The sequence below is a fragment of the Actinomycetospora endophytica genome, from assembly GCF_021026375.1.
Classification (GTDB): domain Bacteria; phylum Actinomycetota; class Actinomycetes; order Mycobacteriales; family Pseudonocardiaceae; genus Actinomycetospora; species Actinomycetospora endophytica.
The window spans coordinates 763,043-780,111 of sequence record NZ_JAJNDB010000001.1 but is presented as its reverse complement, the minus strand read 5'-3'; the positions used below and the strand labels follow the sequence as shown (position 1 = coordinate 780,111).

17 protein-coding genes are annotated in these 17,069 nt (G+C 73.8%); 9 read left to right on the top strand and 8 right to left on the bottom strand.

What is annotated here, in order from left to right:
• Nucleotides 1–3: 3 nt before the first annotated feature.
• Nucleotides 4–300: a co-chaperone GroES gene (gene groES / locus LQ327_RS03710; RefSeq protein ID WP_230730198.1), complete on the top strand. Its 297-nt coding sequence runs from the start codon at nt 4–6 to the stop codon at nt 298–300.
• A 102-nt stretch (nt 301–402) separates the two neighbouring features.
• Entirely contained in the window at nt 403–2,034 is a 1,632-nt protein-coding gene (gene groL / locus LQ327_RS03705; RefSeq protein ID WP_230730197.1) for a chaperonin GroEL, read from the top strand.
• Nucleotides 2,035–2,105: 71 nt separating this feature from the next.
• Here groL and LQ327_RS03700 read toward each other — a convergent pair whose 3' ends face one another.
• A complete protein-coding gene (locus tag LQ327_RS03700; protein WP_269069421.1) occupies nt 2,106–2,399 on the bottom strand; it encodes a WhiB family transcriptional regulator in 294 nt (97 codons plus the stop codon).
• 614 nt (nt 2,400–3,013) lie between these two features.
• Here LQ327_RS03700 and LQ327_RS03695 point away from each other — a divergent pair.
• The 3 genes from LQ327_RS03695 to LQ327_RS03685 all read left to right on the top strand — a co-directional run bounded on the left by LQ327_RS03695 (nt 3,014) and on the right by LQ327_RS03685 (nt 5,439).
• The gene (locus LQ327_RS03695) at nt 3,014–3,610 is read left to right on the top strand and encodes a response regulator transcription factor (protein WP_169186839.1); all 597 of its coding nucleotides are present in this window, start codon (nt 3,014–3,016) and stop codon (nt 3,608–3,610) included.
• A 347-nt stretch (nt 3,611–3,957) separates the two neighbouring features.
• Nucleotides 3,958–4,536 (top strand): sigma-70 family RNA polymerase sigma factor, encoded by a 579-nt coding sequence (locus LQ327_RS03690; RefSeq protein WP_230732966.1) that lies wholly within the window; start codon nt 3,958–3,960, stop codon nt 4,534–4,536.
• Nucleotides 4,537–5,439 carry an anti-sigma-D factor RsdA gene (locus tag LQ327_RS03685; RefSeq protein ID WP_230730196.1) on the top strand — a complete coding sequence of 301 codons (903 nt, stop codon included), beginning with the start codon at nt 4,537–4,539 and terminating at the stop codon, nt 5,437–5,439.
• Nucleotides 5,440–5,517: 78 nt separating this feature from the next.
• On the opposite strand, the gene LQ327_RS03680 is transcribed toward LQ327_RS03685, so the two are convergent.
• Nucleotides 5,518–5,904, bottom strand: coding sequence for a DUF5319 domain-containing protein (locus tag LQ327_RS03680; protein WP_230730195.1), 387 nt, complete (start codon nt 5,902–5,904; stop codon nt 5,518–5,520).
• Between the two features lie 126 nt (nt 5,905–6,030).
• Between LQ327_RS03680 and guaB the strand changes: the two genes are divergently transcribed.
• Both guaB and LQ327_RS03670 read left to right on the top strand, forming a co-directional pair.
• Nucleotides 6,031–7,536: an IMP dehydrogenase gene (gene guaB / locus LQ327_RS03675; RefSeq protein WP_230730194.1), complete on the top strand. Its 1,506-nt coding sequence runs from the start codon at nt 6,031–6,033 to the stop codon at nt 7,534–7,536.
• Between the two features lie 20 nt (nt 7,537–7,556).
• A complete protein-coding gene (locus LQ327_RS03670; RefSeq protein ID WP_230730190.1) occupies nt 7,557–8,687 on the top strand; it encodes a GuaB3 family IMP dehydrogenase-related protein in 1,131 nt (376 codons plus the stop codon).
• A gap of 192 nt (nt 8,688–8,879) precedes the next feature.
• On the opposite strand, the gene LQ327_RS03665 is transcribed toward LQ327_RS03670, so the two are convergent.
• Genes LQ327_RS03665 through LQ327_RS03645 form a run of 5 tightly spaced genes read right to left on the bottom strand, consistent with a single transcriptional unit; the run spans nt 8,880 to nt 12,871 of the window.
• Nucleotides 8,880–9,152 (bottom strand): HPr family phosphocarrier protein, encoded by a 273-nt coding sequence (locus LQ327_RS03665; protein ID WP_230732964.1) that lies wholly within the window; start codon nt 9,150–9,152, stop codon nt 8,880–8,882.
• Nucleotides 9,153–9,181: 29 nt separating this feature from the next.
• A complete protein-coding gene (locus LQ327_RS03660; RefSeq protein ID WP_230730189.1) occupies nt 9,182–10,690 on the bottom strand; it encodes a PTS fructose transporter subunit IIC in 1,509 nt (502 codons plus the stop codon).
• Complete coding sequence (locus LQ327_RS03655) at nt 10,687–11,139, bottom strand: PTS sugar transporter subunit IIA (RefSeq protein WP_230730188.1); 453 nt, start codon at nt 11,137–11,139, stop codon at nt 10,687–10,689. The genes LQ327_RS03660 and LQ327_RS03655 overlap by 4 nt, the downstream gene beginning before the upstream one ends.
• On the bottom strand, nt 11,136–12,092 hold the full coding sequence (locus LQ327_RS03650; protein ID WP_372460640.1) for a 1-phosphofructokinase family hexose kinase: 957 nt from the start codon (nt 12,090–12,092) through the stop codon (nt 11,136–11,138). The genes LQ327_RS03655 and LQ327_RS03650 overlap by 4 nt, the downstream gene beginning before the upstream one ends.
• Before the next feature lie 8 nt (nt 12,093–12,100).
• Nucleotides 12,101–12,871: a DeoR/GlpR family DNA-binding transcription regulator gene (locus LQ327_RS03645; RefSeq protein WP_230730186.1), complete on the bottom strand. Its 771-nt coding sequence runs from the start codon at nt 12,869–12,871 to the stop codon at nt 12,101–12,103.
• 129 nt (nt 12,872–13,000) lie between these two features.
• Here LQ327_RS03645 and LQ327_RS03640 point away from each other — a divergent pair, with 129 nt between their 5' ends.
• On the top strand, nt 13,001–14,719 hold the full coding sequence (locus LQ327_RS03640) for a putative PEP-binding protein (RefSeq protein WP_230730185.1): 1,719 nt from the start codon (nt 13,001–13,003) through the stop codon (nt 14,717–14,719).
• On the opposite strand, the gene LQ327_RS03635 is transcribed toward LQ327_RS03640, so the two are convergent.
• Nucleotides 14,708–15,355, bottom strand: a complete 648-nt coding sequence (locus LQ327_RS03635; RefSeq protein WP_269069128.1) for a maleylpyruvate isomerase family mycothiol-dependent enzyme — start codon at nt 15,353–15,355, stop codon at nt 14,708–14,710. The two genes, LQ327_RS03640 and LQ327_RS03635, sit on opposite strands and share 12 nt — an antisense overlap.
• A 107-nt stretch (nt 15,356–15,462) precedes the next feature.
• On the opposite strand from LQ327_RS03635, the gene guaA reads away from it, so the two are divergent.
• Entirely contained in the window at nt 15,463–17,031 is a 1,569-nt protein-coding gene (guaA, locus tag LQ327_RS03630; RefSeq protein WP_230730183.1) for a glutamine-hydrolyzing GMP synthase, read from the top strand.
• Nucleotides 17,032–17,069: the final 38 nt, after the last annotated feature.

Genomic DNA, 17,069 nt, shown 5'->3' with positions numbered 1-17,069 from the left:
CCCGTGGCGAGCGTGAACATCAAGCCGCTCGAGGACAAGCTCGTGGTGCAGGCCTCTGAGGCCGAGACCACGACCGCGTCCGGCATCGTCATCCCCGACACCGCCAAGGAGAAGCCGCAGGAGGGCAAGGTCCTCGCGGTGGGCCCCGGCCGGGTCGACGACAAGGGGAACCGCATCCCCGTCGACGTCTCCGTCGGCGATGTCGTCATCTTCTCGAAGTACGGCGGCACCGAGATCAAGTACAACGGCGAGGACTACCTGGTCCTGTCGTCGCGTGACGTCCTGGCGGTCGTCAACTAGCGGACCGCTCGAAGCACCCCACCGCCCCGGTGACCCCCGCATCGCCGGGGGACACCGGGGCGGTGGTGTTTCCGCAGGCCGTCACCCACGAAAGGACGGGCAGTGCCCAAGCAGATCACGTTCGACGAGACGGCCCGCCGCGCGCTCGAGCGCGGGGTGGACCAGCTGGCCGCGGCGGTCAAGGTGACCCTCGGCCCGCGCGGGCGTCACGTCGTGCTCAGCAAGAGCTTCGGTGGTCCCACGATCACCAACGACGGCGTCACCATCGCCCGCGAGATCGACCTCGAGGACCCCTTCGAGAACCTCGGCGTGCAGCTGGCGAAGACCGCCGCCACCAAGACCAACGACGTCGCCGGTGACGGCACCACGACGGCGACCGTGCTCGCCCAGGCCCTCGTCTCCGAGGGGCTGCGCAACCTCGCCGCCGGTGCGAACCCGACCGCCCTCGGCGCCGGCATGGCCGCCGCGGCCGAGAAGATCACCGCGGTGCTCCGCGAGCACGCCACCCCGGTCGACGGCAAGAAGGGCATCGCCTCGGTCGGCGCCGTCGCCTCGCGGGACCAGACCATCGGCGACCTCATCGGCGAGGCGATGGAGAAGGTCGGCGAGGACGGCGTCATCACCGTCGAGGAGTCCTCGACGCTCGCCACCGAGCTGGAGATCACCGAGGGCCTCCAGTTCGACAAGGGCTACCTCTCGCCCTACTTCGCCACCGACAACGAGTCGATGGAGGCGGTGCTCGAGGACGCGCACGTCCTGCTGCACCGCGACAAGATCAGCTCGATCCAGGACTTCCTGCCGCTGCTGGAGAAGGTCGTGGAGTCCGGCAAGCCGCTGCTGGTCATCGCCGAGGACCTCGAGGGCGAGGCGCTCTCCACGGTCGTCGTCAACGCCATCCGCAAGACGCTGAAGATCTGCGCGGTCAAGGCGCCGTTCTTCGGTGACCGGCGCAAGGCGTTCCTCGACGACCTCGCCGCGGCCACCGGCGCCACGGTGATCAACCCCGAGGTCGGGCTCAAGCTCTCCGAGGCGGGTCTCGACGTGCTGGGCACCGTCCGGCGCGCGGTGGTCACCAAGGACGCGACCACGCTGGTCGAGGGCGGCGGGGACAAGGCGGCCGTCGAGGGCCGCGTCACCCAGATCCGCCGCGAGATCGCCGACTCCGACTCCGACTGGGACAAGGAGAAGCTCTCCGAGCGCCTCGCGAAGCTCTCCGGCGGCGTCGCCGTGGTCCAGGTCGGCGCGGCCACCGAGACCGAGCTCAAGGAGCGCAAGCACCGCATCGAGGACGCGGTCGCCGCCACCCGGGCCGCGGTCGAGGAGGGCATCGTGCCGGGCGGGGGTGCGGCGCTGCTGCACGCCTCGGCCGAGCTCGCCGACGGCCTCGGCCGCACCGGCGACGAGGCCACCGGCGTCGCGCTGGTCCGCCGGGCGCTCTCCGCGCCGCTCAAGGCCATCGCCACGAACGCCGGGCTCGAGGGCTCCGTCGTGGCCGCCAAGGTCGCCGACGGCGGCTGGGGTGTCGGCTACGACGCCGCGAGCGAGAAGTACGGCGACCTCATGGCCGCCGGGATCATCGACCCGGTGAAGGTCACGCGCTCGGCGCTGGAGAACGCGGTCTCGATCGCGCGCATGGTGCTCACCACCGAGAGCGCGGTCGTGGACAAGCCCGAGGAGGAGGAGCCCGCCGCGGCTGCCGGTGGCCACGGTCACGGGCACGGCCACGGGCACTGATCCCTGCTCGACGCACACGAAGGGCCCGGCCGGTTCCCCGGCCGGGCCCTTTCGCTGTGTCGTCGCGGTCCTCAGCCCACGACGATCCCGCGGTGCCGGGACCGGGAGCCGGTGCGCTCCGACTCCGAGAGCCCGCCCCAGATGCCGTAGGGCTCGCCGGCCGCGAGAGCGTGCCTGCGGCACGGCTCCATGACGGGGCAGCTCTCGCAGACTGCCTTCGCTCGGCGCTCACGGCTGGCCCGGGCCGGGCCCCGCTCGCCGTCGGGGTGGAAGAAGAACGCGCTGTCCATACCGCGGCACGCCGCGTGGAGCTGCCAGTCCCAGACATCGGCGTTGGGGCCGGGGAGTCGACGGACGTCGGCCATCTCGACCACCTCCTCGTCCTGACGGTGGTGGGCCGCGGGGACCGCCATCGTGGATCCCCGACGCGATTCCCACCACGTACTCGGGCCCGTCGGCGTCAATCACCGTCCGTGCCCGCGGCCGCGCGGAGGGCGACCGTGAGCCGACCCTATGACCGGCGTGGTCGGCGGTACAAGACGTATGGATGTGAGCCGTCCCCCTGGGTGGGGGAGCTGACCGGTCGGTCGTCCGGACGCGGGACATCATCGGTACTCACAGGGGAACACCGATTTCGGACGGTGACGGGACTTGCCGAAACGACCACCATCCGTGATCATGCCCGAAGCACTGCGTGGCCGGTGCTCCGTGTGGGTGGCGGAAAAAGGGTTCTCAGGTGTTGGGTCGGGCGTGACCGGTCGGCCCCGGAGCCGTTGTCGAGGAAGGGGGACCGGTCGTGACCGTCGCAGCGAGACCGCCGGGTGGTCGCCCCGGGACACGGGACGAGGGAGCAGGCATGGCGCGAGTCGCGGATCCGGCACGGGAAAACCACGGATCGGACTCAAGGTCTCCGGGAGTCGCGCCGATGTCCAGTAGTGCCCGCCAACCGTCTGCAGGAACGCTGCAGGGAGGAGCTTCCGTGACGACGGTCCTGATCTGCGACGACCGCCGCAGTGTGCGTGAGGGACTGACCCGCGTGATGTCGGCCGTCCCGGGAGTCCACCGCATCGACTGCGTCGCCCACGGCGACGAACTGCTCACCCGTTTCTCCCGCCAGAGCGTCGACGTCGTCCTCGTGGGGACCCAGCGCGCCGTGCCGACCGGGGTCGAGGCGACCCGCCGGCTCGTCGCCGCGCACCCGCAGGCCAACGTCATCGTCTTCGGCGCGCCCGACGACTCCGGCAGCATCGCGGCCGCGATCGCCGGCGGGGCCCGGGGCTACCTGCGCTGGGACGCGTCCCGGCCCGAGCTGGTGGCCGCGCTCGCCCACACCCTCGCCAGCACGTCCGTGCCCGCGCCGCGCACGCCCTCCGACTCGGGTGTCCAGCTCACCGAGCGTGAGCTGCAGGTGCTCCGGGGCATGGCGCAGGGCAAGAGCAACGGCCAGATCGGCCGGGAGCTCTACCTGTCGGAGGACACCGTCAAGACCCACGCCCGGCGGCTGTTCCGCAAGCTGGGTGTGCGCGACCGGGCGCAGGCCGTGGCTCACGGCTTCCGCCGCGGTCTGGTCTCCTGACCGCCCGGCCTCGTCCGGTGCGTGTGCAGCCGCTCCGCGTCTCGCGGCCGTCCACCGCCGGGGCGACCCCGCCGTACGGGGTCCACGACCCCACCCGTGCCCGTCCGGGGGACAACCCTCCCCCGGACGATCTGCCCACTCCGGCGATCGGAACACCGCGTGCCGTCCACCGGGCCGCGGACCGCTGGCGTGTGCCGGATCGAGCGAACCCATCTGGCGGACAGGGCGCGAGCCATCCGCCTGAGCGGTACGGTGACCCCTCCGGGCCACCGTCCGCGGTGGCGCCACGACCAGAGGTGGACCTACGCGTCACACCTCCGCGCGTAACGCCGGGGCCACGGGGAGCGATGACCGAGTCAGGGAACGACCTCGAGAGGCTGGTGGCCGCCGCCAACGACGGCGACCGCTCGTCTCTCAATCGTGTCCTCGCGATCATCCGTCCGCTCGTCGTGCGCTACTGCCGCGCGAGGATCGGCCGGCAGGAACGGTCGTCGGTCTCGGCCGACGACGTGGCCCAGGAGGTGTGCCTCGCCGTGCTGACCGCACTGCCCGGCTACCGCGATCAGGGCCGTCCGTTCCTCGCCTTCGTCTACGGGATCGCGGCGCACAAGGTGGTCGACGCCCATCGCTCGGTGGCGCGGAATCGTTCCGAACCCGTCTCCGAGCTGCCCGAGGAGCTCGACCCGCACGACGGGCCGGAGCAGCGCGCGATGAACGGTGCGTTGTCCGTCCAGATGGGTCAACTGCTCGACACGCTGCCACCCAAACAGCGGGAAATCCTGGTGCTGCGTGTCGTCGTTGGGCTCTCGGCGGAGGAGACCGCGGAAGCGGTCGAATCCACACCCGGAGCGGTACGGGTGGCACAGCACCGCGCACTGTCGAAGCTGCGGACCGCCGTGTCCGCGATCTCGGAAGAGGTGAGTTAGGTGGGTGGTCACCGCGCTTTCGGTGCTGGTGACGATCTCGTCGACGGCCCGGTGGACCTCGCCGCGGTGCGCGCCGACGACGCCCTGCTCGATGCCATCGCCGGCGGGGCGGTCTCCGGCGGTGTCGGTGCGAGCGGAGACGTCTTCGGGCGTCCGGGGCAGGACGACGACCACCTGGCCGCCATCCTCGCCGCGTGGAAGGCCGACATCGAGGCCGATCCCATGCCGGAGCTGGTGGGCCTCGACGAGGCGTCCGAGGCGGTCGAGGCCGGGCACGCCGCGCGAGATCGCCGGGCCAGTCGCGCCCGCAGGCGGATGCCGTTCGCGGTGGCCGCCGCCGCGATCGCCGTGGCGCTCTCGGGCCTCACGGTGGCGGTGCACTCCGCGCAGCCGGGCGACGCGATGTTCGGGCTGACGAAGGTGCTCTTCTCGGAGCACGCGGACAACGTCGCGAAGGCCCAGGAGGCCCGCACGACGATCGATCAGGCCAACACCGCCATCCGCGACGGCAACCCCGCGCAGGCGCAGTCGCTGCTCCAGAGCGCGGCGGGCCAGATACAGGCCGCCCAGCCCGAGGACCAGCCCGCGCTGCAGCAGCGGCGCCAGGAGGCCCTCAAGTCGCTCGAGCCGCAGGCCCCGTCCGACCCGTCGTCGTCCTCGACGACCCCGAGCGGGAGCCAGAGCTCGTCGCAGTCGAGCGGCAGCGGCGAGTCGGGCCGGCCGTCGAAGCCGAAGCCGCAGGCGCCGGCCGAGTCGGGCTCGAGTTCCGACAAGTCGAGCCCGACGACGGGCGACACGACGACGAAGGGCACCGAGCCCGACGGGCCGAGCCCGAAGAGCGCCCCGGACGCGTCGACGACCACCACGACGACGGTGCCGCCGCCGCCGTCACCCTCGAACTAGGCACCACGAACGACGGGCCCGGTTCCCCCTCCGGGGGAGCCGGGCCCGTCGTCGTTCGTGTGGGCTGTCCGAGCGGGGTTACTGCTCGGCGAGCGTGGCGTCCGCGAAGCCGCGGCAGTACTCCCACGTCACGTAGGAGGCCGGGTCCGGGTCGAACGGGGGCTCGTGCGGGCGCATCTGGCCCTCCTCGAGCAGCTGCTGCAGGCTCGCGCGGAGCAGGTCCCAGTCGTGGAAGTGCTGCTCCTCACAGTCCTCGCAGTCCACGACGACGCCCCGGATGCCCCGCGGGGCGAGCAGGGCCTGGAACACCGCGAGATCTCCGAGGTCGGCGACGACCTCGTCGCGCTCCTCGTCGTCGAGCGGCAGATCCTCCGGTGCCGCGACGTCGTGCAGCGCATCGAGCATCCGGGAGGGGTCCGACGGGTCACCCGCGAACGGGTCCGGCGGCAGGGCTTCGTACGGCACGCCCCCGAACCTACCGGTTGCGGACCCCCGACCCGGCGGGTGCCCGAGTACTCCGACTTGCGGAGATCGACACCGCCGGTCCGGCTGCGACGGGGATCACCCCGTCGGCACGGCTAGCATCGGGGCATGGTGCTGACGGACCCCGGCGTACCGGAGAAGTTCGGGCTGCTCGGCCTGACGTTCGACGACGTCCTGCTGTTGCCCGCCGAATCGGATGTCGTGCCGTCCGAGGCCGACACGTCGGCCCGTCTGTCGAAGAACGTCTCGTTGCGGATTCCGCTGGTCAGCTCGGCGATGGACACCGTCACCGAGGCCCGGATGGCCATCGCGATGGCCCGCCACGGCGGCATGGGAGTGCTGCACCGCAACCTCCCCGCGGAGCAGCAGGCGGCGCAGGCGGAGGTCGTCAAGCGGTCCGAGGCCGGCATGGTCACCGATCCGGTGACGTGCTCGCCCGACGACACCCTCGCCGACGTCGACGCCCTCTGCGCCCGCTTCCGCATCTCGGGGCTCCCGGTCACCGACACCGAGGGCCGTTTGGTGGGCATCATCACGAATCGCGACATGCGGTTCGAGGTCGACCACAGCCGCAAGGTGCGCGAGGTGATGACCTCCTCGGACCTGGTCACCGCGCAGGTCGGCGTCACCGCGGAGGCGGCGCTGGGACTGCTGCGCCGCCGCAAGGTCGAGAAGCTCCCCCTCGTGGACGGCGCCGGCGTGCTGCGCGGGCTCATCACGGTCAAGGACTTCGTCAAGACCGAGCAGTACCCGATGGCGACCAAGGACCCGGACGGCCGGCTGCTCTGCGGCGCCGCGGTCGGCGTCGGCGACGACGCCTGGACCCGGGCGATGTCGCTCGTCGACGCCGGGGTGGACGTGCTCGTCGTCGACACCGCGCACGGCCACTCCCGCGCGGTGACCGCGATGGTCGCCAAGCTCAAGCAGGAGCTGGGCGAGCGGGTCGACGTCGTCGGGGGCAACGTCGCCACGCGGGCGGGGGCCCAGGCCCTCGTCGACGCGGGCGCCGACGGGATCAAGGTCGGCGTCGGGCCCGGCTCGATCTGCACCACGCGGATCATCGCCGGGGTCGGCGTCCCCCAGATCACCGCGATCGCCGAGGCCGTCTCCGCCGCGGCCCCCGCGGGGGTCCCGGTGATCGGCGACGGCGGCCTGCAGTCGTCCGGCGACATCGCGAAGGCGATCGCGGCGGGCGCGTCGACGGTCATGCTGGGGTCGCTGCTCGCGGGCACCGCCGAGACGCCGGGCGAGCTGGTGCTCGTCGACGGCAAGCAGTTCAAGACCTACCGGGGGATGGGCTCGCTGGGCGCCATGCAGACGCGCGGGCAGCAGGGCTCGTACTCCAAGGACCGCTATTTCCAGGACGACGTGCTCTCCGACGACAAGCTCGTCCCCGAGGGCGTCGAGGGACGCGTACCCTTCCGGGGCCCGCTCGCGCAGGTCACCCACCAGCTGGTCGGCGGCCTGCGGGCGGCCATGGGGTACACCGGTTCCCGGTCGACGGCCGAGCTGCAGTCCGCGCACATGGTGCGGATCACCGCGGCGGGCCTCGCCGAGAGCCACCCCCACCACGTGACGATGACGGCGGTCGCCCCGAACTACGGCGGGCGCTGACCGGAGCCGGAAAGGGCACCATGCGCGAGCAGGTCGAGATCGGCCGGGGCCGCAGCGCCCACCGCAGCTACACCTTCGACGATCTCGACATCGTCCCGTCGCGACGCACGCGGTCGTCGTCGGCGGTCTCGACGGCCTGGCAGCTCGACGCCTACCGCTTCGACCTGCCGCTGCTGACCCACCCGACCGACGCGGTCGTCTCGCCGTCCACGGCGGTGCGGGTGGGCGAGCTCGGGGGTCTCGGCGTGCTCAACGCCGAGGGCCTCTGGGCGCGGCACGCGGAGCCGGAGAAGGCCCTGGCCGAGGTCGCCCAGCGGGCGGCGGAGGACCCGGCGGGCGCGCTCGGCGACCTGCAGCGCCTCCACGCCTCCCCGGTCCGGACCGACCTGCTCACCGAGGCGCTCGAGCGGGTGCGCGGCGCGGGGGTGACGCTGGCGGCGCGGGTCAGCCCGCAGCACGCGCGGGAGTTCACCCCGACGCTGCTGTCGGCCGGCGTCGAGATCCTCGTCGTGCAGGGGACGATCATCTCGGCCGAGCACGTCGGCGACGACGAGGGCGAGGAGCCGCTCGACCTCGAGGACTTCATCGAGTCGCTCGACGTCCCCGTCGTCGCGGGCGGGGTCGGGGACTACCGCACGGCCATGCACCTCATGCGCACGGGCGCGGCCGGGGTGATCGTCGGCTACGGGCAGGCGGCCTCGACCTCCACCGACGCGGTGCTGGGGATCGGGGTGCCGATGGCGACGGCGCTCGTCGACGCGGCGGCCGCCCGGCGGGACTACCTCGACGAGACCGGCGGGCGCTACGTCCACGTCATCGCCGACGGCGGGATGGCGACCTCGGGCGACATGGCCAAGGCGATCGCCTGCGGCGCGGACGCGGTGATGCTCGGCGAGCAGCTCGCCGGCGCCGACGAGGCCCCCGGCGGCGGCTGGTACTGGACCTCCGCCGCCGCGCACCCCAACCTGCCCCGCTCCGCCGTCGTGCCGGTTCCGCAGCACGGGACGGACCTCGCGGCGGTGCTGCGCGGCCCGGCGCCCCGCGCGGACGGCACCGTGAACCTGTTCGGGGCGCTGCGCCGGGCGATGGCGAAGACCGGCTACTCCGACCTCAAGGAGTTCCAGCGGGTCGGGCTGTCGGTCCGCCGCTGACCATTCCGGCCTCCCGTCGTTCCGGCCGCCGCCCCGCCGCCCCGCCGCCGTTCTGAGCGAAGGGCACCTTCGCTCGAGTAGATGGGCCAGGGGCGCCCTTCGCCGGAACGCCGCCGCCCGGCCCGGACATGAGCGAAGGGCCCCTTCGCTCGATCTATTCGACCGAAGGGGCCCCTCGCTCAGAACCGGGGTCTAGGCGTCCAGATCGGACGCCAGCAGCTCGGCCAGGGCGTCGACCGAGGCCTGGGCGCCGGTGGCCTCCGGGTCGGCGGAGAGCGTGACCTGCTGACCGCCCCGCACGCCGAGCCCGAGCACCGAGAGCATGCTGCGGGCGTCGGCGGAGTCGCCCTCCGCGGTGGCCAGCGTGACGGTGGCCGGCTGGGCCGCGGCGGCCTTGCAGAACACCGCGGCGGGCCGGGCGTGCAGCCCGATCTGGGTCGCGACGACGACGGTGCGCTCGATCATGGTGCCTTCCTGAGGGCTGTGCGTGGTGCTCATGCGGTCGCTCCGGCGGTCTCGCGGACGGACGAGGTGGTGGTGTCCCCCGTGTCGACCGCAGCGGCCGGACGACGGCGGGCGAAGGTCTTGAGCGCGACGACCAGCGCCGTCGCCACGAGCGTCCCGGCGACGACCGCCACCAGGAAGCCCAGCGGGTCGCCCATCAGCGGCACCACGAAGATGCCGCCGTGCGGGGCGCGCAGGGTCGCGGCGAAGGTCATCGACAGCGCCCCGGTGACCGCGCCCCCGACCATGATCGAGGGGATGACGCGGATCGGGTCGGCGGCGGCGAACGGGATGGCGCCCTCGGAGATGAATGACGCGCCGAGCAGCCACGCGGCGCGGCCGTTCTCCCGCTCGACCTCGGAGAACAGCGACTTCCGCACGACGGTGGCCAGCGCCATCGCCAGCGGCGGCACCATGCCGGCGGCCATCACGGCGGCCATGATCGTCAGCGCGCCGCCCGAGCCGGTCGAGAGGCCCGCGACCGCGAACGTGTAGGCCGCCTTGTTCACGGGGCCGCCCATGTCGAAGCACATCATCAGGCCGAGCAGCAGGCCGAGGAGCACGGCGTTGGTGCCGGAGAGGCCGTTCAGCCACCCCGTCAGGCCCTCGGTGATCGCGGCGATCGGCCGGCCGACGATCACGTACATCAGCAGCCCGACGGCGGCCGTCGAGAGCAGCGGGATGACGAGCACCGGCATGATCCCGGCGAGCGCCCGGGGCACCCGCCACGTCTTGATCCACATGACCAGCCCGCCGGCGACGAAGCCCGCGACGAGGCCGCCGAGGAACCCGGCGTGCGTGGTCACCGCGATCGCGCCGCCGACGAAGCCGGGCACCAGCGCCGGCCGGTCCGCCATCGCGTAGGCGATGTAGCCGGCGAGCACCGGGACGAGGAAGTTGAACGCCGCCGAGCCGATGCCGAACGCCAGGGCGCCCCAGGCGGTGACCGAGCCGGCGTCGAAGCCGTTGGACAGCAGCGTCTCGTAGAGCGGCGTGTCGTCGGGCAGGTTGATCTGGTAGCCGGCCAGCGCGAAGCCGATGGCCATGAGCAGCCCGCCCGCGGCGACGAACGGGATGACGTGGCTGACGCCGGTCATCAGCCAGGCGCGGACCTTCGACGCGGCACCGGGGCCGGCGGGGGCCTTCGCCCCGGCCGGGACCGCGGCCGGCGCATCGACGGATGCGGGCACGTGGTTCGTCGCCGCCTCCTCGGCCTGCGCGACGAGCAGGTCCCCGCCGCTGATGGCCTTCTTGACGCCGACCGAGACCTGCGGCAGGTGGGCGAACCGCTCCTTGTCGCGGACCTCGACGTCGGCCGCGAAGATCGCGACGTCGGCCTCGGCGAGCTGTTCGGCGGTCAGCGGGGTCGAGCCGGCCGAGCCCTGGGTCTCGACGGTGATGGTGTGCCCGGCCTCCTCGGCGGCGGCCTCGAGGGCCTCGGCGGCCATGTAGGTGTGGGCGATGCCCGTGGGGCACGCGGTCACGGCGACGATCCTCATGCCGAGACCTCCTTCGCGATGAAGTCGGCGGCGGCGGCCGGGTCGGTCGTGGAACGGAGCTCGCCGGTGAAGGACTTCCGGACCAGGCGGCGGGCGAGCGCGGCCAGCACGGTCATGTGGTCGTCGCCGCCGCCGGACGGAGCCGCGATGAGGAAGACCAGGTCGGCCGGGTTCCCGTCGTCCGCGCCGAAGTCGACGCCACCGCTGCTGCGGCCGAAGCCCAGGGTCGGTTCGGTGACGGCGGCGGAGCGGCAGTGCGGGATGCCGATGCCGCCGTCGAGCCCCGTCGGCATCTGCGCCTCGCGGGCCTCGACGTCGGCGAGGAACTGCTCCAGGTCGGTGACGCGCCCGGCCTGCACCAGCCGCTCGGCGAGTGATCGCACGACCTCGCGCCGGCCACCGGCGGGCAGCTCCAGGTCGACGAGGTCTTCCGTGATCAGTGCGCTCATGCTGCCTCTCCGGTGAGGTCGAGGGTGGAGTCCGGGGCGGAGGCCGGACGGACGTGGGTGGGGTCGACGTCGGTGGGCCCGGGCACCGCGGTGCCGGGCAGGCCGACGGCGGCGGCGCCGCAGGCCACCGCGTGGACGAGGGCGTCGGCCGGCTTGACGTCGCCGGCCTCGGTCATCGCGATCAGGTAGCCGGCGAGGGCGGAGTCGCCCGCGCCGACGGTGCTGCGGACCGGCGGTGCGGTCGCGCTGCCGGTGTGCCACGCGTCGTCGGCGTCCACGACGAGCGCGCCGGACGCGCCCATGCTCACCAGCACGGTGCCGATCCCGCCCGCGACCAGCTCCCGGGCCGCGCCGAGGACGTCGGCGAGGCGGGGGAGCGGGTGGCCGACCAGCTCGGCGAGCTCGGCGACGTTCGGCTTGACCAGGTCCGGGCCGGCCGCGACGGCGGCGCGCAGGGCGTCCCCGGACGTGTCGACCGCGACCCGGGCGCCCGCGGTCCGCGCGGCGGTGACGATGCGGCCGTGCAGGTCGGCGGGGGCGCCGAGCGGGACGCTGCCCGCCGTCACGACCCAGTCGGCCGGCGCGGCGTGGACCCGGACGGTGTCGACGAGGGTGTCGACCTGCGCCGCGGTCAGCGCCACGCCGGGCTCGTTGACCTTCGTCGTGACCCCGCCGGGCTCGACGAGCGCGGTGTTGACCCGGGTGGTGCCGTCGGCCGGGGTCGACACCGGCTGGACCCCGGCGCGCCGGAGCAGGGTGGCCAGTTCGCCCGCGCCTCCGGGCATGATCGCCAGGGTCGGGCGGCCGAACCGGGCGAGGACGCGCGAGACGTTGACGCCCTTGCCGCCCGGGTCCACGCGGTGCGCGGTGGCCCGCAGGACGGCGCCGGGGACCAGCTCGGGGATCTCCACGGTGCGGTCGAGGCTGGGGTTCGGGGTGACCGTGACGATCATGCCGCTCATCAGGCGATCACCAGTTCCGGTCCGGCGGCGCGCAGCTCGTCCGCGGCCTCCGGGTGCGTCTCGAGCAGGGCGCCGTCGGTCACGAGGGTCTCGACGTCGGCGAGGGTGGCGAAGCGGGAGAACGCGTCCGTGCCGTACTTGCTGGAGTCGGCGACGACGATGCGCCGCGCGGCGGCGGCGACCATGGCGCCCTTGACGGCGGACTCGGCGACGTCCGGCGTCGTCAGCCCGCGCGCCACGGAGAAGCCGTTGGTGCCCAGCACCGCCACGTCGCAGTTGACGCTCTCGAGGGTCTTCAGCGCCCAGCGGTCGACCGCCGACATCGTCGCGCCGCGGACCCGGCCGCCGATCAGGTGCACCGTGACCCGCGAACGGGAGAGCAGCGCCGTCGCGATCGGCAGCGAGTTGGTGACGACGGTGAGCTCGACGTCGTCGGGCAGCAGCGTCGCGACCCGCGACGTCGTCGTGCCCGCGTCGAGCAGGATCGTCGTGGCGGAGCCGAGCTCGGACACCGCAGCCTTGGCGATGCGGTCCTTCTCGTCCGGGTGCGTGATCTCGCGGACGCCGACGGCGGGCTCGATCTCGAGGCGGTCGGTCGCGATGGCGCCACCGTGCACCCGGTGCAGCAGGCCCTGGCGCTCGAGGGCGGTGAGGTCGCGCCGGATGGTCTCGGTGGTGACGCCGAGCTCGGCGGCGACCTGCGTGACCTCCAGGCGTCCGAGCTCCCGCGCCCGGCGGACCAGGACCTGGTGGCGCTCTGCGGCGTACATGCCCGATCACCTCCGTTCTGCGCTCGACCTGTGTTGTTCTGGTTGGAAGTTTGTGGGATTACCTGTGGACTGTCAACGGGTTGCCGTCGTACGTTCTCCTCGCTGACACCGGAGGACGGGAGCGGTTCCATGACGAGCACCGAGACGCGGGTCGTGCTGCCCGGTACCCCGGCGAGCGCCGGCGCGGCCGTGGGGCCGGTCGTGCGGGTGCCCGAGCCGTTGGGAGAGCCGCCCGCGGGCCCGTCGGTCCCCGAGGACCGTCGGGAGACCGAGGCGGCGCGCATCGCCCCGGCGGGCGCCGCCGTGTCGACCCGGATGATGGACACCGCGGGCACCCCGGGCCTGGCCAAGGAGGTCTCCGACGTCCTCTACGCGACCGCGATGATGGCCGAGGACCCGGCGCTGCTGGAGTCCGCCGCGGAGCTCGTGCGGGACCACGGCACCCCCGCCCCGCGCGCGGTGCACGAGTCGGCGGCTCGGTTCGTCGCCGCGCTGCAGGCGGCCGGGGGCTACCTGGCCGAGCGCGCGGGCGATGTCGCCGACATCCGCGACCGGATCGTCGCCGAGCTGCTCGGCGTGCCCGCTCCGGGCGTCCCGGCGCTGGACCGGCCGTCGGTCCTCGTCGCCCGTGATCTCGCCCCGGCCGACACCGCCACGCTCGACCCGACGAAGGCCCTCGCGCTGGTCACCGTCGAGGGCGGCCCGACCAGCCACACCGCGATCCTCGCCCGCTCGCTGGGAGTCCCCGCCGTCGTCGGGTGTCCCGGCGCCGAGACCCTCGCCGAGGGGGTCCTGGTGCGGGTCGACGGGGTCGCGGGCGAGGTCGTCGAGGTGCCGGCCGGGACCGCGGTCGGCGCGGACACGGCGGCGGCCGGGCCGTCCGTCGTCGAGGGCCCGGTGACGACGCGCGACGGGCGCCGCATCGCGATCGTCGCCAACATCGCGGACGCGAAGGACGCCCGGCGTGCCGCCGAGGTGGGCGCCGAGGGCGTCGGCCTGCTGCGGACCGAGCTGACCTTCCTGTCCGCGGCGACCGAGCCCACCGAGGCCGACCAGCGCGCCGGCTACGCCGCCACGATGGCGCCGCTGCGCGGGACGCCGGTCACGGTGCGGACGCTCGACGCCGGGGCCGACAAGCCGGTGCCGTTCCTCGCCGTCGCGCCCGAGGTGAACCCCGCGCTCGGGGTGCGCGGGCAGCGGCTGTTCGACGAGGCCGCCGGAGACGCGGCGGAGCGGAGCTCGACCATCGGGTCCGCCGACCGGGCCGGGGTGCTCGACCGGCAGCTCGCCGCCGTCGTCGGGGGCGCCGCGGACGCGGGCGTCGAGCTCAAGGTGATGGCCCCGATGATCTCGACGGCCGACGAGGCCGCGCGCTTCGTGGCCCGGGCGCGGGCGGCCGGCGCGGAGCAGGTGGGGGTCATGATCGAGGTGCCCGCGGCGGTGCTGAACGCCCCGGAGCTGCTGGCCGAGGTCGACTTCGTCTCGGTGGGCACCAACGACCTCACGCAGTACGTCTTCGCCGCCGACCGCCAGTCCGGGCCGCTCGCGGGGTTCAACGACCCGTGGCAGCCCGCCGTGCTCCGCCTGCTCGACCAGCTGTGCCGGGCGGCTGCGATCACCGGGACCCCGGTCGGGGTGTGCGGCGAGGCGGCCGCGGACCCGGCGCTGGCGGTGGTGCTCGTCGGGCTCGGGGTGACGTCGTTGTCGGCGGCCGCCTCGGCGCTGCCCGCGGTGGCGGCGCGGGTGGCGTCGGTGGATGTGGCGACGGCACAGCGGGCGGCCCGGGCGGCGGTGTCGTCGCGGGATGTCGCGTCGGCACGGGCCGCGGTGCGGGACCTACTGGGCTGAGCACCGGTCCCGCAGCGTCGCCACTCCCGGCCCGGAGAGCTCGTCGCAGAACGCCGCCCGGCCGGCCATCGCCAGGACCAGCGCGAGGGTCGGGCCGGTGACGAGCGGGTCGTCGTCGGAACCCGCCGTGAAGGGCCCGTCGTCGGCGACCAGCCGCAGCCCGGCCGCCGTCGTGCGGCTCGGCACCGCGAAGTCACGGGAGGCGTAGAACTCGGCGACGGCGGTCGAGGCGGACAGCGGCGTCGTCGGGGGAAGGCCCAGCGGGCGGCGGATGTCCGCGCCGTGCACGACGACCTCGCCGAGCCACGCGCGTTCGTCCCCCATCGGCCGCACCGTCGAGTCGATCTTCGAACGCAGGATCGCCAGGGTCTCCGCCGGCGTCGCCCCGAGCTGCTCGTCGAGCCGGCGGCGGTTGTGCAGGGCGAAGTCGAACCGCGCCCCGATCGCCGAGCGGAACCAGCGCAGGCGTCCGACGCTCGCGGCGGCGGACAGGTGCGCGACCGTCTCCTCGATCGTCCAGTCGGTGCACAGCGAGTGCGTCGCCCACTGCTCGGGAGTCAGATCGGACAGGTCGGCGACGAGGGAGGCGCGCTCGACGCGGATCGCGGGCCAGATGCCGGTGGTCACGGTGCTCATGGTCATGGGACCCGCGCCGCGTACGGAACTCATCGTTCGCGCTCCGCGCATGTGCGTGTGTTTCCGTGTTGGGGCACGGAAACACACGCACGTGCGCGTAGCGCAAAATGGGGACCGTGACCAGCAGTGGCGAGCACCCCGTCCTCGTCGTCGACTACGGCGCCCAGTACGCCCAGCTCATCGCCCGTCGGGTCCGCGAGGCGGCCGTGTACTCCGAGGTCGTGCCGCACACGATGTCGGTGGACGACATGCTCGGACGCGACCCGGCCGCGATCGTGCTCTCCGGCGGCCCCGCGTCCGTCTACGCCGAGGGCGCCCCGAGCATCGATCCCGCGCTGTTCGAGGCCGGCGTCCCGGTGTTCGGCATCTGCTACGGGTTCCAGCTCATGGCCTCGGCGCTCGGCGGCACCGTCGCGCACACCGGCGACCGCGAGTACGGCCGCACCGACCTGCACGTCACCGACCCCGGCCGGCTGCACGGCGACCTGCCCGGTGAACACCCGGTGTGGATGAGCCACGGCGACGGCGTCACGGTCGCGCCGGAGGGGTTCACGACGACGGCCTCGTCGCCCGGGGCCCCCGTCGCCGCGTTCGAGTGCGTCGAGCGGCGGCTGGCCGGGGTGCAGTACCACCCGGAGGTCGGGCACTCGCCGCACGGCCAGCTGGTGCTCGAGCGGTTCCTGCGCGACGTCGCGGGCATCACCGCCGACTGGACGCCCGCGAACATCGTCGCCGAGACCGTCGACGCGATCCGCGCGCAGATCGGGCCCACCGGCCGCGCGATCTGCGGGCTGTCCGGCGGGGTCGACTCGGCCGTCGCCGCGGCACTCGTCCAGCAGGCGATCGGGGACCGGCTGACCTGTGTGTTCGTCGACCACGGGCTGCTGCGCGAGGGGGAGCGCGGCCAGGTGGAGCGGGACTTCGTCGCGGCCACCGGGGTCGACCTCGTGACGGTCGACGCCGCGGAGGTCTTCCTGCGCGAGCTGGCCGATGTCGTGGACCCGGAGGAGAAGCGCAAGATCATCGGGCGGGAGTTCATCCGCTCGTTCGAGGGCGCGGCGCGCGATCTGGCCGAGGGCGCCGGGGTCGACTTCCTGGTGCAGGGGACGCTCTATCCCGACGTCGTGGAGTCCGGCGGCGGCTCCGGCGCGGCGAACATCAAGTCCCACCACAACGTCGGCGGGCTGCCCGACGACCTCCAGTTCGCCCTGGTCGAGCCGCTGCGCTCGCTGTTCAAGGACGAGGTCCGCGCCGTCGGGACCGAGCTCGGCCTGCCCGAGACGATCGTCGCGCGGCAGCCCTTCCCGGGCCCGGGGCTCGCGATCCGCATCATCGGCGCGGTCGACGCGGACCGGCTCGCGACCCTGCGTCGCGCCGACGCCATCGCCCGCGAGGAGCTCTCGGCCGCCGGGCTGGACCGCACCATCTGGCAGTGCCCGGTGGTGCTGCTCGCCGACGTGCGCTCGGTCGGCGTGCAGGGCGACGGGCGCACGTACGGCCACCCGGTGGTGCTGCGGCCGGTGTCGAGCGAGGACGCCATGACCGCCGACTGGACCCGCGTCCCGTACGAGACCCTCGAGCGCATCTCCACCCGGATCACCAACGAGTGCGCCGAGATCAACCGCGTCGTGCTCGACGTGACCAGCAAGCCGCCGGGCACCATCGAGTGGGAGTGATGTCCGGTTGCGGGCATCCGTTCTGACCTGCGGGTGAC